Annotated in this window: 14 protein-coding genes; 5 read left to right on the forward strand and 9 right to left on the reverse strand. The window is 58.3% G+C overall.

What is annotated here, in order from left to right; all coding sequences use genetic code 11:
* From B2W52_RS07890 to B2W52_RS07900, 3 genes are all read left to right on the forward strand, one after another.
* Positions 1-1,425, forward strand: a 1,425-nt coding sequence (locus tag B2W52_RS07890) for a putative bifunctional diguanylate cyclase/phosphodiesterase (RefSeq protein WP_286802363.1), incomplete at its 5' end; no start/stop codon positions are given.
* Positions 1,426-1,658: 233 nt separating this feature from the next.
* Complete coding sequence (locus tag B2W52_RS07895) at positions 1,659-2,312, forward strand: class I SAM-dependent methyltransferase (protein ID WP_092030267.1); 654 nt, start codon at positions 1,659-1,661, stop codon at positions 2,310-2,312.
* Positions 2,313-2,360: 48 nt separating this feature from the next.
* Positions 2,361-3,368, forward strand: coding sequence for a DUF2156 domain-containing protein (locus B2W52_RS07900; protein WP_008176138.1), 1,008 nt, complete (start codon positions 2,361-2,363; stop codon positions 3,366-3,368).
* On the opposite strand, the gene murI is transcribed toward B2W52_RS07900, so the two are convergent.
* Together murI and nudC are read right to left on the reverse strand one after the other, a co-directional pair.
* Positions 3,346-4,209, reverse strand: a complete 864-nt coding sequence (gene murI, locus B2W52_RS07905) for a glutamate racemase (protein WP_008176140.1) — start codon at positions 4,207-4,209, stop codon at positions 3,346-3,348. The genes B2W52_RS07900 and murI overlap by 23 nt on opposite strands.
* The gene (gene nudC, locus B2W52_RS07910; RefSeq protein ID WP_273069288.1) at positions 4,206-5,021 is read right to left on the reverse strand and encodes an NAD(+) diphosphatase; all 816 of its coding nucleotides are present in this window, start codon (positions 5,019-5,021) and stop codon (positions 4,206-4,208) included. Before nudC ends, murI begins: the two co-directional genes overlap by 4 nt.
* A gap of 153 nt (positions 5,022-5,174) precedes the next feature.
* Between nudC and plsB the strand changes: the two genes are divergently transcribed.
* A complete protein-coding gene (gene plsB, locus B2W52_RS07915; protein ID WP_273017380.1) occupies positions 5,175-7,643 on the forward strand; it encodes a glycerol-3-phosphate 1-O-acyltransferase PlsB in 2,469 nt (822 codons plus the stop codon).
* A 6-nt stretch (positions 7,644-7,649) separates the two neighbouring features.
* Here plsB and B2W52_RS07920 read toward each other — a convergent pair whose 3' ends face one another.
* From B2W52_RS07920 to ppc, 6 genes are all read right to left on the reverse strand, one after another.
* Entirely contained in the window at positions 7,650-8,489 is an 840-nt protein-coding gene (locus B2W52_RS07920) for a class I SAM-dependent methyltransferase (RefSeq protein ID WP_062785521.1), read from the reverse strand.
* Positions 8,489-8,851: a UDP pyrophosphate phosphatase gene (locus tag B2W52_RS07925; RefSeq protein WP_273017379.1), complete on the reverse strand. Its 363-nt coding sequence runs from the start codon at positions 8,849-8,851 to the stop codon at positions 8,489-8,491. The genes B2W52_RS07920 and B2W52_RS07925 overlap by 1 nt, the downstream gene beginning before the upstream one ends.
* Before the next feature lie 133 nt (positions 8,852-8,984).
* Entirely contained in the window at positions 8,985-9,680 is a 696-nt protein-coding gene (gene tsaB / locus B2W52_RS07930; RefSeq protein WP_053114638.1) for a tRNA (adenosine(37)-N6)-threonylcarbamoyltransferase complex dimerization subunit type 1 TsaB, read from the reverse strand.
* Positions 9,681-9,711: 31 nt separating this feature from the next.
* The gene (gene adk, locus B2W52_RS07935) at positions 9,712-10,365 is read right to left on the reverse strand and encodes an adenylate kinase (protein ID WP_008176153.1); all 654 of its coding nucleotides are present in this window, start codon (positions 10,363-10,365) and stop codon (positions 9,712-9,714) included.
* Between the two features lie 201 nt (positions 10,366-10,566).
* Positions 10,567-11,937, reverse strand: a complete 1,371-nt coding sequence (locus tag B2W52_RS07940) for an HDOD domain-containing protein (protein ID WP_273017378.1) — start codon at positions 11,935-11,937, stop codon at positions 10,567-10,569.
* Between the two features lie 78 nt (positions 11,938-12,015).
* The gene (gene ppc / locus B2W52_RS07945; protein WP_075267667.1) at positions 12,016-14,661 is read right to left on the reverse strand and encodes a phosphoenolpyruvate carboxylase; all 2,646 of its coding nucleotides are present in this window, start codon (positions 14,659-14,661) and stop codon (positions 12,016-12,018) included.
* Between the two features lie 104 nt (positions 14,662-14,765).
* Here ppc and B2W52_RS07950 point away from each other — a divergent pair, with 104 nt between their 5' ends.
* The gene (locus B2W52_RS07950) at positions 14,766-14,999 is read left to right on the forward strand and encodes a hypothetical protein (protein WP_008176161.1); all 234 of its coding nucleotides are present in this window, start codon (positions 14,766-14,768) and stop codon (positions 14,997-14,999) included.
* Between the two features lie 32 nt (positions 15,000-15,031).
* Here B2W52_RS07950 and B2W52_RS07955 read toward each other — a convergent pair whose 3' ends face one another.
* On the reverse strand, positions 15,032-15,376 hold the full coding sequence (locus tag B2W52_RS07955; RefSeq protein WP_008176163.1) for a hypothetical protein: 345 nt from the start codon (positions 15,374-15,376) through the stop codon (positions 15,032-15,034).
* Positions 15,377-15,524 lie beyond the last annotated feature (148 nt).

Consider the following 15,524-nt stretch of genomic DNA (forward strand, 5'->3'; position numbering starts at 1 on the left):
CCGCAAACCTGGCCGCACTCCGGTAACACGCAAGGAGGCGGCAGTGGCAACGGCGCCACCTATTATGGGACCGCTCGTGACGTTACCGAGAGGAAGGAAGCCGAGGCCTTCATCAATTTCCAGGCCTACCATGACCTTTTAACGCGATTGCCGAACCGTGCACTTTTCAAGGACCGACTTGAGCTGGCGATCACCCACGCCAACCGTGGTGGCCAGAAGCTGGCGGTTATGTTTCTGGACCTTGACCGTTTCAAGGTCATCAACGACACCCTCGGCCACGCGATGGGAGATCGGCTGTTGCAGGCAGTGACTCACCGGCTCGAGAAATGCCTGCGCAAGGGCGACACCCTTTCCCGGTTCGGTGGCGACGAATTTACCCTGCTCCTGCCCTCCATCCACAATCACGAAGACGCGAGACAGATCGCCAAGAAGCTGATTGATGCCCTGCGGGCACCTTTTCAACTGGGGGATCACGAAGTATTTGTAGGTGTCAGTATCGGCATCGCAATCTTCCCCGAGGCCGGCGAGACCATGGATCAGCTGATCCAGAACGCCGACATTGCCATGTACCACGTCAAAGGCAAGGGCAAGGACGGTTACCGCTTCTATTCCGACAGCATGAGTATCGATACGGCCAACAGGCTGAACCTCGAGCGGGATCTGCGTCAGGCCCTTGAACGGGACGAGTTGCGAGTGTTCTATCAGCCCCAGGTGTGCTCAACAACCAACCGGGTCGTGGGTCTTGAGGCCCTGGTTCGCTGGCAGCACCCGGAGCGGGGACTGCTTTACCCGAGAGACTTCCTGCCCCTGGCGGAGGAAACCAAACTGATAGGCCTGCTCAGTGAGCGTGTTCTCGACCAGGCCTGCCAGGATGTCGGCCGCTGGATCCGGGAGGGCCACACCCACCTCCGGTTGGCCGTCAACCTGTCCCCCATCCAGGTTGAGCATCCGCGGTTTGTAGAAACCCTGATGCAGCAGGTAAAGGCCCACAACTTCCCGGCCGGCAACCTGGAAATCGAAATCACTGAAAACGTGATCATGAACGATCTGGAACAGATCTCCCAGAAGCTCCGGGAACTGGCAGCTCTGGGTGTCCGGATAGCGATCGACGATTTCGGCACAGGCTATTCGTCACTGAATTACCTGCATCGCCTACCCATTCACACCCTCAAAGTCGACCAGTCTTTCGTGAAAGCCATCCGCAGTGGCGACGACGGTGCATGCATCGTAAACGCCATTGTCGCCATGGCCCATGGACTCAAGCTGGAGATCGTTGCAGAGGGCGTGGAAACCGACGAGCAACTGGATTATCTGCGGAGCCTGGGTTGCCACCAGGTCCAGGGTTTCTTCTACGGCCCTGCCAGGCCCGCCGCCGAGATTTCCAGAACTCTCGGATCCACCAGGGCCAAAGCTGCCTCATTCTGACATACGATTATCGATTGTCAGACACTCCGATATAAAAGCGCGATAGGGTTTGCAAAGTATTGCAGTACGTTACTTTGTGTATCCTGAAATGCGCATTACTGCACATATTTCTCCCACCCTGTTCTCTAAGCTCGAATCCATAGGCGCTGATTACCGGAATGTCCGACATTCTCGGACCAATAACGACAAAAACGGTGACAGCATCCAAGGAACAAGAACAGGCAGCAGTCATCATGCGCGACAAGTACAAATACATCGGTCCCGTCTACGATTTTCTCAGCAATCTCTATAGCGGCAAGAATATTCACCGCTGCAAAACCGCCATGCTGGATGTGGAAACCGTCCGGCCCGGAGACAAGATTCTGTTTGCCGGAGTTGGCCATGGCCGGGACGCCATTCGGGCGGCCGAGCTAGGTGCAGACGTGACCGTGGTGGATTTGTCCGAAACCATGCTGCGGAAGTTTGCCGAAGCTCAGGAAAAAGAGGCGCCACACCTCACGATCCGACGCATCCACAGCGACATCATGAAAGTAGATGAGTTCGAGCAGTACGACATGGTCGTGGCCAATTTCTTCCTGAACGTGTTCGATGAAGACATGATGGTCCGGGTCCTCGAACATCTGATACGGCTGGGCAAAGCCGACGCCCGGGTCGTTGTTGGTGACTTTTCCTACCCCACTGGCAACCTGCTTTCCAGAATGTTCAAGAAGCTTTACTGGTACATGGCCGTCTTCATTTTCTGGCTGTTCGCCAACAATGCATTCCACAAAATCTACAACTATCCCGAGCACATGCAGCGGCTGGGCCTTCAGGTCACGGACAAGAAGCACTTCAAGCTTCTGAACATGAACTGCTACTGGTCCATTCTCGGACGCAAGCAGGCCTGAGCACTTTGCTAGAGATTCACCCAACAAAAACAATCAGGGAGCAGCAGCATGTCGGATCAGATACTCGCACTGGACAGGGTTGGCACACTTGAGAGCGGCTCATTCACGTTTACCGAGCGGGTCGGCTTCCTGAAGAAGTACGGTACCCATTCCCAGTCGTTTTCAACGCTCCAACCGGGCATGCAATATTTTGATGTACCGGGCATGGGGTATATCGCCTACATGCGCAAATGGGGCGGCACCTTCGTGCTCTCGGATCCCGTCTGTGCGCCGGAAGACTTTGGCAACCTGCTGGAGAGCTTCCACCAGCGCTTTCCAAACGCCAGTTACATCCAGGTCTCCAAGCCCGTCGTCGATTTCCTGCACCTGCGATTTGGTCTCTACGGCACCCAGTTTGGCAGCGAATCCCGCATCGATCTGGGCCGCTGGTCACTCAGCGGGAAGAAAAAACAGATCCTGCGAACCGCTTTGAACCAGGCAGAAAAAAACGGGATTACGGTGAAAGAGCGTTTCAGTGACGATCACACCCGTGAAATATCCGAGGCCTGGATTCGAACCCGCAAATGCAAGAGCAATGAAATCCGCTTTCTGATCCGTCCCATGGAAATGGACTATCGCGAAAACGAACGGCATTTCTACGCCTATCAGGACGACAAGGCCGTAGGGTTTATCTATTTTGACCCGATTTATCGCAACAACGAGATTATCAGCTACGTGCCCAATATCTCCCGGGCCAACGCCGATTTCCGACAGGGCATTTTCTATACCCTGATGGCTCATGCGATGGAGGTCTTCAAGGCGGAAGGCGTGCCTTATCTGGATCTCGGACTGATACCCCTGTCACTGGATCCTGCAACAGAGCATCAGGAGAGCAGGCTGTTGAAACGCCTGTTGCACGGGCTCTACGAGAAGGGCAATTTTCTATACAACTTCAAAGGCTTGGAGTTTACAAAGTCGCGCTTTAGGGGAGACAACTTCAAGACCTACTGTTGTCACAAACGGTCGATTCCGGCGCTGGAGTTTTTCGCCATGTTCAAGCTGACCCGGTTGCTGTAGCCCCTAGGGGCTCTCCAGGCCAGTGTTCGCTCACCCGTTTGGCCTCCAGCCCCAGGCCCGCCATGAAGGGCGCGATGCCCTTTGGTGCCGGCCCTGAAAACAGCGCAGCGCTCACAGGTTGTTTCCCTGCGCTGGCAACTGGGCCTTGAGCAACATCAAGCCGACCGGTCTGTTCCAACAGCCAGGCTACCCGTCGGGCAATGGCCTCACCCGAGTCCACCCAGAAACGAACCGTCGGCAGACTCGCCCTCAGACTCTCCAGTAACAGTGGATAGTGAGTGCAACCAAGCACCACGGTGTCCACACCGGCCTCTTTAAAAGGCCTCATGGCTTCGCTCAGCTCGGCAAGCGGAACCTCGATTCCGGAAACCAGGTCCTCTGCCCAGCGCACCAGCCCCGGATGGCCAATACGCTCAATCCTGCAATCGCCAGCGAATTCCTCGACCAGCCTGTCGAGATAAGGTCTGCGAACCGTTGCCGGTGTCGCCAGCAGCCCCATTCGCCGATTCACGGACTTTGCTGCCGCCGGTTTGATGGCCGGCACCACCCCCACAACCGGCACCGCCGTCATCGCACGTAAATGCGGCAGGACCACGGTACTGGCGGTATTGCAGGCCACCACGATGGCGTCTGACGGGTAGAGCTCAAGCGCTCTGGTGATCAGACCGCAACAACGGTCGATCACAACCGCCTCGGATTTGTCGCCATAGGGAAAGCCTGCGTTGTCTGCCAGATAGACGATCTCCAGTCCCGGCAGTTGCCGGTGAATGCAGGCCGCAACGCTCAGACCACCGACACCGGAGTCAAACACCAGAACCCTTGGAGGTGACTGCCTGCTCAAACCGGAATGCCTCCCCGGGAAATCTCGTGTTCCATGGCCCGGATCAATCGGCCAGAAATGGTGGTTTCCGGTGGTACCGGTGGCGTATCGCCCGGCAGGAACCAGTCGGCATCGGCAAGCTCGTCCTCCTGGAGAACCAGCTCGCCTCCTGCGTAATCGGCGAAGAAGCCGACCATGAGCTGATGGGGGAATGGCCAGGGTTGCGAGGCGTGGTAGCGGATATTGGTGACGTCCAGCCCGGTCTCCTCTCTCACTTCACGGTGCACAGCGCCTTCCAGACTCTCACCCGGTTCAACAAAACCGGCGATGAGGCTGTAGAAGTGCCGTTTGACCCGCGAGGACTTCGCGAGCAGAAGCCGATCATCCCGGCGTATGACGACAATCACGCAGGGCGCCAGCCTCGGGTACCAGGGAATGCCACAGGGTTCGCACCACTTGGCCCGCTCACGCGGATGGAAACCGGTTTCCTCGCCGCAGCGGCCACAGAATCGGTGGTCGCGCCACCATTGCCAGACCTGAAAGCCGGTACTGAGCATATCCGCCGGCGCATCGCTAACCATCAAAAGCGCATCCCGCAGCGGTACAACCTCCTGATTACCGACGTCGCTGTCCGGCAGTTCGGTCACGAATACACCGCACCCATTGTAACTGCCCAGAGATACGGAATCGGACAATTCGCCCCGGAAAAGGCTGCTGTCGCCGCTGTGCAGCCAGCCGTTATCGGGCTTGACCACACCCGATCCCGACAGCGCAAGGATCAGATCGCCGTTTTCCGGCCGGCGGGTCGTCCAGCCCGGTATCCACTGAGTCATTGCGATCACCATTCGATGCATCAACTGGGTTATTGGAAGATCAATCGGGAATGTACCACATTGCCGCACCGGCCAAGAATGAAAGGTCCACCTTTCCGCACTGTACTCAACCAAGTAAACTTGGCACCTGTTTCGTCAACGGAGTTGCCATTTATGCGTCTTTACCAGGGCATTCGCAGCCTGATCCTGACCCTTTTCCGAAAGATACTGTTTATCTGGGTCCGGACTGATGTCAGCGGCAACAGCGTTGAAGCCCTCGCCCTGGATCCCGACAAACCGGTTTGCTACGTGCTGCAATACAGCTCGCTGTCGAGCCGCCTGGTTCTGGAGCAGGAAGTTATCCGTGCAGGACTTCCTGGCGCCACCGAAGCCCTTCCGGTGAAGAACGGCCCGTCCCACTCCTTCTTTTTCCTCTATCGCCGGATCGGTGGCTTTTTCAGGGGGCGTCAGGCGCCGGCACCCACGAACGAGTTTCAGGCCCTGGTTCGCTACGGTCTCGAACATCCGGACCAGGACGTACAGATTGTTCCAGTGTCCCTGTTCTGGGGGCGCTCCCCGGACAAGGAAAAGTCCCTGGTAAAACTTTTGCTGTCCGACACCTGGTCCATCGCCGGCCGGCTTCAGAAGTTACTGATCATCATGGTTCATGGTCGCAACACCTACGTTCAGTTTAACCAACCGCTCTCACTGAAACAGGTGATCGACGAATACCGGCACAGCGAGGAGCGGGCCAACCGCAAGCTGGCCCGGATCCTGAGAACCCACTTCCGCCGGGTTCGCCAGGCGGTACTGGGGCCAGACTTGTCCCATCGCCGTACCCTGGTGGCAGGTCTGGTGCGCACCCAGGCGGTCAAGGAAGCCATCCGGGAGACCGCTGCCAGAGACGACATACCACCTGAGAAAGTCCGCGCCAAGGCCTACAAATATGCGGATGAGATTGCGGCGAGCATGTCCGTTGTCACGATTCGATTCATGGAGGTGCTGTTGTCATGGCTCTGGAACCGGATCTACAACGGCATTGCCATCAACAATATCCGGGTGGTGAAGGAAGTGGCGCAAGACAATGCCGTGGTTTACGTGCCCTGCCATCGTTCACACATCGACTACCTGCTGCTGTCCTACGTGCTTTACAAGAATGGCCTGATGCCTCCGCACATCGCCGCAGGGATCAATCTCAACATGCCCATTGTCGGCCCGATCCTGCGCCGTGGCGGGGCGTTCTTTATGCGCCGCAGTTTCAAGGACAACCCGCTGTACGCCACCGTGTTCAATGAGTACATGCACGTGATGTTCTCCCGGGGCTATTCCGTCGAGTATTTCATCGAAGGCGGCCGAAGCCGCACAGGCCGCATGCTGCAGCCCCGCCCCGGCATGCTGGCAATGACCGTACGCAGTTTCCTTCGGGACCATCGCAAACCCATCGTATTCGTGCCCGTGTACATCGGCTATGAGAAAGTGATGGAAGGCCGCTCCTACCTGGGTGAACTTCGTGGCAAGAAAAAGGAAAAAGAAAGCGTATTCGGTCTTGCCAAGACCGTTCGCAAACTCAGTAACTCCTTTGGTCGGGTTTCAGTCAACTTTGGCGAAGCCATTCATTTGTCTGAGGTTCTGGACGATGTTCACGGTAGTTGGCGCGACGAGGCCTACGACGCCGAGTATCGTCCGAAGTGGCTTAACAGCGCGGTTTCAGAGCTGTCCTTCCGGGTAGCGTCGAACATCAACGCGTCAGTTGCGGTAAACCCGATCGGCATGGCCGCCACGGTTCTTCTTGGCACCGAGCGACTGGCCATGGACGAGGGACAGTTGATCCGCTTGATGGATCAATACGCCGCCCTGCTAAAGGCTTTCCCGTATGCGGAAACGGTAACCCTGCCCGAGGGGGCCGGCAAAGACTGGATCGCCTACTGTGAAGGCATGGGCCTGGTGACGCGCCAGCCGCAGAAGCTGGGTGACATTATTGCCCTCGAAGGCAGCAACGCAATCCTGATGACCTATTACCGGAACAACATCCAGCACCTGTTTGCGCTGCCCTCACTGATCGCCAGCCTTTTCGAGAACAAGGATTCGCTGGGCCGGGACAAGATTGTGTTCCTCGCCAGCGTAGCCTACCCCTACCTGCAATCGGAACTGTTCCTGAAATACCAGCCCGATGAAGCCAGGAAGGTCATCAATCAGTGGATTGATGTTCTCATCGAACATGACTTGCTGAAGCCCCTGGACGATGACCGGATCGGTCGACCCGAGGAAGGTACCGAAGCCATGCTGAGGCTCAGGGTTCTGTCCCGCTTCATCATCCAGACGGTAGAGCGCTACCACATCGCTCTGGGCATTCTCCGCAAATACGGCTCGGGCAAGATCAGCGCCGCCGAACTGGAAGAACAGAGCGCGCTGCTGGCCGAGCGGATGTCGATCCTGTTCGGCCTGAATGCGCCGGAGTTTTTCGACAAGAGCCTGTTCCGCAACTTCATTGCCAATATGCAGAACAATGGCGTTATCACCACCGATGACAATGGCCTGCTCTGCTATGGGGAGGGGCTGGATGAGGTGGCGGACGATGCCCGCCTGGTGCTGAGTGTCGAGAAGCGACAGGCAATCCAGCAGGTCACCATGCTGGGTGCCTGATGGCATTTACTGCGGTGGCAGCGCCCGGATGGCGTACACATCGTAGCGGCTGCTCTTGCCCTCAATGCGGGTGGTTGGCTCCGCTCCCTCAATGGCCGATGCCTTACGGGGCCGCTTGACCACCACCCGGTAACGGGCGCGCTCCAGAGCGGCCGCGAGCAATTGTGCGGAATCCTCGTCGTCTCCTACGATAGTGCGGAAAACCTGCATTTCCTTTTTTACCAGGGCCGACTTGTCCCGATGCGGAAACATCGGATCCAGGTAGACAACATCCGCCGCCTCGGTGCCTGGTCGGGCAAGCCATTCAATACTGCTGCCCTCAAGCAGTCGCATGCGCTCGACAATGGCCGCACAATCCACATTCAGGGCTGCGCGCGCAAGACCATCGGCCAAGAGAGCGTGAATGACCGGGTTACGCTCGAACAGGGTAACCGTGCAGCCAAGGCTGGCAAGCACAAAGGCATCCTGGCCAAGCCCTGCCGTCGCATCAACGATATGCAATGCGGCCCGTGTTTTCTGCAAGCCGACCGCCTTGGCCACCAACTGGCCCGCGCCACCGCCGTGCTCCCGCCGATACCCCATCTTGCCGGTCACGAATTCTGCACGCACCGGTCCCGGCGCACCTTTGCCAGTCATCTGCAGGCCAAGGCCCTGCTCATCCAGGAACAGTAAAACCGGGAAGTCGCGGATGTCTCTGGGGCGGACGACACCAAGATTCGGGACCCCGAGCGAATCGGCAAGAGCATCGGCCTGCAATCGGTCACCCAATGCACTGCGGGCAACAGCGACGATGTTCTGGAAACGTTCAGAGCGGGCGTACGGAGCGGACGGGGACGAGTCAGGCATCAGACCAGAATATCAATTCCGGCCAGGCTACCATTGCCGCCAGTTTCCTGACCGGCTGCGGCAACAGAGGCAAAGGTCGACAGCGCCCTGGCGGCTGGCAGGGACACTTCGTCTGCGCGGAACCGCTCCAGACGGGCGTCTTCAGCGGCACGACGGGCTTCTACACGCCGCTCGAGGCTTTCGGTCGCATTGCGGTCGCTGACAACACCCTGATTGCCATCGGCAAGGTCACGGCGGGCCGCGTCAGGTGTTTTTTCGGGCGTTGATGCCGGCGCACGGGCCGCATCGCTGCGCTCCCTGACCAGACTGTTGTTGCCGGTCTGGAAATTTAAATTGTTACCCGGGTTAATTCCGCCAATCATGTTCAGATACCGCTGGCCGGATGACAGGAAAACGTGAAATGGAAGTATGGAAGATTATCGCACGGAAGAAAAGACAGCTGGTCAGTTTTTACCCAAAGCGGTTTGCCCGGATCTAACCGGGCGGCCGGGGTCACTATCGACCAGGCAGTTTTTTCCAGGCCACTTCATCCCTGATGTAGACAGGTTGAGCCTGCTCCGCCGGCACCGCCTTGCCCTGCCCGAATGCGATCACCGCCAGGCGCGCAACCCAGGCTGCTCGCAGCACCAGGGTTTCATCGACGGGATCAACGCGCCCTGACACCTCCGCTGGCATGGCGGAGCGGTATTGCCAGCCCGGCCCTGCTCCGCACCAGCGCTCGGGGCCCGCTGGCAGTGTGACTGCCTCGGGTGGACAGACCTGTTCCGAAGCCAACGCCGCAGGCAGTCCTGCCCGGGCAGCGAAGCAGCCCCAATACACCTCGCCCATGCGGGCATCAAAGGCTACCGCAATACCGGTTTCCTCGTGAGGATCCAGAGCATCCATGGCACCCAGCGCCACGGCCTGCAGCGAAGACACCGGCACCACCGGAATGTCCAGCCCCCAGGCAAGACCCTGCACAACACCGGTCGCGATCCTGACACCGGTAAAAGAGCCCGGCCCGCAGGCAAAGGCCAGGGCATCAAGCTCTGCCGGAGCAAGATTCTTCTCCGCCAGAAGCTCCCGCACCATCGGCATCAATAGCCGGGTATGGCCTCTGGGGGCAAGCTCAAAGCGTTCGGAGATTTCGCCATCAACAAGAAGGGCTGCCGAGCAGCCCTCCGATGACGTATCCAGTGCCAACAGTTTCACCGGTGTGAAAACCTCAGGTCAGGATGCCAATTTATTTGAGTTCAGACAGGATCTGGTCGCGAATGCTGTCCAGACTGCCAACGCCCTCGACACGGACGTATTTCGGTGCCGCGGCCGGCTCTTTCGACGCCCAGTCCTGGTAGTAGCCAACCAGCGGTGCAGTCTGGTCGTGGTAGATTTTCAGACGCTTGCGAACCGTCTCTTCCTTGTCGTCCTCACGTTGAACCAGCGGTTCTCCGGTCTGGTCATCCTTACCCTCGACCTTGGGCGGATCGTATTTCACGTGGTAGATACGACCGCTTCCCTCGTGCACCCGGCGACCGGACAGACGGCTGACAATTTCTTCGTCATCCACGGCAATTTCGACCACATAGTCGATGGCAATTCCCTGGTCTTTCAGAGCTTCAGCCTGGGGGATGGTCCGCGGGAAACCGTCGAGCAGGAAACCGTTCTTGCAATCAGGCTGTTGAATACGCTCTTCGATCAGCGCAATGATGATGTCGTCAGACACCAGGCCGCCCGTTGCCATGACTTCCTTTACCTGCTTGCCCAGCTCGGACTCGGCTTTCACCGCCGCACGCAGCATGTCACCGGTGGAGATCTGGGGAATATCAAACCGTTCAGTAATGAACTGGGCCTGAGTTCCCTTGCCTGCGCCCGGCGCGCCTAACATGATGATTCGCATAACGCTGTGCTCCCGTTTTAGTCATTATCATTTGAAAAGCTGTGGCAAAAACCCGTGCCTTTGCGACAGCCTCTCCTGCACGGAACAGGTGTCAGCCGAAATCGGCGAAGGCGCATTATACGAAGTCAGCCACGTCAGAGAAAGTCGACCTCCGTATCATGCACCGGAAGTCCGTATTTGCCAGCGAATAACGACAGGGTGTCAGGATGACAGGGAGTTGGCCAGTGCGTCCAGATCCGGAGCCACACGATCCAGTTCAGTATTCAGTTCTTCCACAACATTGGGCGTCAGTCCCAGGCCTTCCAGCAAAGCGGGCACGTCGTCGGGATTGAATTCATCGCCAATACCGCGGTCCTTCAACAGGGCGTTGGCCAGCTGTACCATCAAAACATAGTTCTCGTGCTCGCCATGGTAACCTGATTGTTGATGCACACCGGCCGCCTTGACCACAGGATCAGGCAGTTGCCATAAACGGTGGAGGATACCGCCGATAGCGCCATGGCCCACCGACAGGATTTCCTGGCCATTGCCCTGCCCGAACACCTGCTGCTCAAGCGAGTGCATGCTGGCTTCAGGATTCGCTTCGCGAAGCTCATTGAGCTCATCAAATTCGGCCGGGAACAGATGCCCGACCAGCAACAGGCCAAAGTTGTGCAACAGGCCGCAGAGATAGCCCAGCCCCTTTTCGGCGCCACATCGCGGCGCAATGATCTGGCAAAGGAACGCGCAGTACAGGGAGTGGCGCCAGAAATTGTCCATGCCCAGAATGCCGTGACGGGGTACTTCAAAGGCACGAACGGAAGCAATGCCCAGGGCGATGTGGGCCACACGATCGAAGCCCAGCACACGGGTGACCGCCTCCTGCACCGAATTGATCTGGCCCGGATAGTTGAACAGCGCAGACCGGGCGTAACGCATGATCTGGGCCGTGAGACTGGGATCAAACTCGATCAGCTCTGCCAGCTCACGAGCCGTCGCATCGGTGTTGGCAGTCAGTCGCAAAATACGCAGCGCCAGGGCCGGCATGGGGGGCAGACGGTAAAGTTTCTGTAGCTTGTCGGCCACTTCCTCGAGCGTCAGTGCCTCGCGGTTGCCGTTACCCGGCCCCCGGATAACCAGATGGCCCTCCCTGGCACCGGCCAGGGCCAGACGGAAGGATCGGCCATCCATTTCTAGCAGCGAATGATCAGTGCCACTGGAAAACACGACCTGATCCGCCAGCATCACATCCTCGTCCACGATAACGGGCAGCTCGTAAGCCTGTCCGATGGGCGGGGTGAAGCCGGGATCACAGTCACTGAACAGGCGCATGGTCTGCCGTGCGGTCAGCGGCTGAAGACGGCGACCGGTCAGCTGGTGAACGGCATCCGGGTCCAGGGAACTGTCGAACTTGTGCACGGCCATCACGACACCGGTAATGTCGATCAGCAGAGTGGCCTGTACAAAGCTGTCCTGAGACATCCCCGAGGCAATCACTGCCGCATCCAGGCTGGTGACCTGATCTATCGGCAACTCCCGATAAGTGATGCCCTTGCGGGCGAGAAAACGTTCCAATCGTGCAGCCAGAGCCACAGCTTACTCCCTTTGTTCTTGGTCGGTGGCCAGACTACCCGGCCTTGTCCCGGCACTTTTTTCTATTCTGCTGCAAGGTCAGCCAGTATTCCGCATGCCCGCAGCGATACCTGCCATGGTGACTTTCAGTGCTCTTTCCACCAGTTCCGGCACCTCGCCCTTGCCTTCACTTTCCCGGTCCCGCCGTAGCAATTCGGCCTGAAGGTAGTGCAGCGGATCCGTGTATGGGTTACGCACCCTCATCGAATGCGCAAAGACGGGCTCTCCCTCCAGCAGATCCGTTTGCTCCTTGAGTTCCAGAAGTCGCTCGATACAACCCTGGAGGCGCACGCGAAGACTCTCCCCAAGGGCTTTCAACCGATCATCGTCCAGCAGCGTCTGCTCATAATAGCTGGCGATGCGCAGGTCTGCCTTGGCCAGCACCATTTCCAGCATATCCACATAGGTGCGGAAGAACGGCCAGCCCTGCATCATCTCACGCAATACTGGGAGCCGGTGGTCCCGGGCCGCCTCTTCAAGCGCCACGTCACTGCCCAGCCAACTGGGCAGCATCAGCCGCATCTGGGTCCAGGCAAATATCCACGGTATGGCCCGAAGGCTTTCCACGCCGCCGGTGGCCTTCCTCCGGGCCGGGCGACTTCCGAGTGCCAGTTTCCCCAGGGCCTGTTCCGGCGTGACCTGGCGGAAATAGGGCACGAAGTCGGGATTTTCCCGGACCACATCGCGGTAGGCTTTCAAGGACCGCTCGGTAAGCCAGTCCATGGTTTCACGCCAGCTGTCTTCGGGCTGTGGTGGCGGGGCCAGGGTAGCTTCGATAACCGCCGTGGTGTAGAGCGTCAGGCTCTGAACCGCCAGCCTCGGCAAACCGAACTTGAAGCGGATCATTTCGCCCTGCTCGGTAATCCGGAAACTGCCGTTTACCGAGCCCGGCGGCTGGGACAGTATCGCCCGGTTGGCAGGTCCGCCGCCACGGCCAACGGTACCGCCACGGCCGTGGAACAGGGTCAGATGCACGCCATACTGGCGGGCAACGTGGGTAAGTTTCTCCTGGGCCTGGTACTGGGCCCAGGCCGCCATCAGCTGGCCGGCATCCTTGGAGGAATCCGAATAGCCGATCATCACTTCCTGCCTGCCCTGGCAATACTCCCGATACCACTCAACCTCGTACAGCGCAGACATGCTGTCTGGAGCACCACGCAGGTCATCCAGGGTCTCAAACAGGGGCACGACCCGCATCGGAAACTTCATTCCGGATTCCCTGAGCAGCAAAATCACGCTCAATACATCAGAGGGCTTGCTGGCCATGGAGATAACATAGGACCCGAGGGCTTCCGGCGTTTGCTGCGCCACCACTTCACAGGTTGCCAGCACCTCGCCGACCGATTCGGAGGGCTCCCAAGTTCGGGGGACCAGTGGGCGCCGGCCCTGAAGTTCCTTCACCAGGAATGCCTGGCGCTCCTGTTCTGACCAGGACAGATAATCCCCCAGGCCAAGATAATCGACCATTTCGGCAACCGCCTCCGCGTGGCGGCTGGCCTCCTGGCGGATGTCCAGACGAATCAAAGGCAGGCCAAAAGTATGCGCCCGGCGGATGGTATCCAGCAGCGGACCATTGGCGATGTCCTCGAGTCCGCACTCAACCAGGGATCGGTAACAGAGCTCCAGGGGACCGGTGAAATCCTCGTTCTCAAAGAGAATACCGTTGGCATCCGCGGTCTCGCCGTTGACGCTCGCCTCTGCCCAGTCCCGGGTTCTGATCAGCCGCTCACGGAGTTCGGCGAGCACATGGCGGTAGGGTTCCCGGGAATCACCAACAACGGCCTTGAGCTCGTCGCTGGCCTGCCACATGGACAGTTCGGCCCGCAGCGCCTGAATATCACGAAGATAGAGATCCGCTGCCATCCAGCGGCCAAGCAGGAAGACCCGGCGGGTCACCTTGTGGGTGACATTCGGATTGCCATCACGATCACCGCCCATCCAGGATGCAATGCGGATGGGGGATGCCTGCAGGGGAAGGCCCTTTCCGGTCGCGTCTTCCAGCGACGTATCCAGGCTCCTCAGAAACTGTGGCAGGGCCTGCCACAGACTGTTTTCAATAACCGCAAAGCCCCATTTGGCCTCATCCACTGCGGTTGGTCGCTCCTGACGAATCTCGTCGGTGTGCCAGGCTTCGGTAACCAGTTGAGACAGGCGATTGACGATTTCCTCCCGTTCAGCAGGCATGAGGTCGTCATGGTCCAGACGCGCCAGGCAGTCCGACATCTCGTCGTATTTCATAATAAGGGTGCGACGCGCCACCTCGGTGGGGTGGGCCGTCAGCACAAACTCGATTCGTAGATCCGCCACCCTCTGATGCAGTTCCTCCGGCGTGACATCACCTTGCTTGAGCCGCTCAAACACCTCCCCGAGCGATTCGACCATCAGATCAGACTGGTGCCCGCGTTTCCGACGAATACCATGGTACTGCTCGGCAAGGTTGGCCAGGTTCAGGAACTGGTTGAAGGCACGGGTCACCGGAAGCAGCTCATCATCGCTCAACTTGCGCAGCAGATTGACAAGTCGCTGGCCGGACCCGCTTTCCTGGCGACGGTCGGACTTGGCAGCCGCCCGGATTTCCTCAATCAGCTCGTAGCATTCCTGTCCGGGATATCGCCGTATGCTCTGGCCCAGAAGTTCACCCAGCATTCGTACGTTTTCTCGGAGTTCGGGATGTAGCTCAGTCACATTGACGTCCTTTTGAATTGACGGAGGCGAAGTAAACTTACGATACTAAGGAACAGTCGAGAAAGTCTATTGGCGATTCAAGCCTGTAGCTGCAAGGAGTTATCATGAAGGTCACTGATTTGCCCAAACACTGGGAACAGCAAAAAGAGCCCGTGGAGCGCACCCACGATTATAACCTGCGCCTGCCGCTGGAAGATGCCGCACGCGTGGCCGCACTGGCGGAACTTTACCCGGACCGCAGTGAAAGCGATATTCTGAACGACATGATTGGTGCAGCTCTGGACGATCTGGTACGCCAGAGCCCACTGAAGGACAAGCTGGAAGGGAAAGACAAGTAAATAGCGGCGGGCAGCTTTCGCTGCCCGTGTCGTCAGGCGACTGATTCCAGTTGACGGGCCTTGAGGCGCTGGATGTGCTTCTGGCTCAGGCTGACAAACTTGGGAGTCAGGCCCTGATCTTCGTAGATCTCGAAGCCATCCTCGTCGTACGCCACCACTTTGGTGCCCTGAACATACGGAAAGCTGGTCTCCATTTCGTCCAGTGCTGCAGAAATCAGATCCCGCATCAGATCCTGAGGTGACTTCATCGGATAGAGCGCTGCGAGTTTCTCGAGACGCTTGTGATGCTGGTCAGACAACGCCATGAAGTAGGCGTCTCGGGTAAGCCGACCACGTGCATGCTTGTCCCAGTAGTTGACCAGATCTTTGATTTTCATGGTGCCTTCACTCCTGCATCTTATTGATGGCGCACGGCGCACGAAAACTGTGCATCCGTTTCCGGAAGTGTAGACGAAGCCGTCGGTCCGGGGGCGAGAAAATTGGTAACGGATTGTACTTACCGATCCGCCATTTTCAGTGCTCGTT

The organism is Marinobacter sp. UBA2498, assembly GCF_002341575.1.
GTDB lineage: Bacteria > Pseudomonadota > Gammaproteobacteria > Pseudomonadales > Oleiphilaceae > Marinobacter > Marinobacter manganoxydans.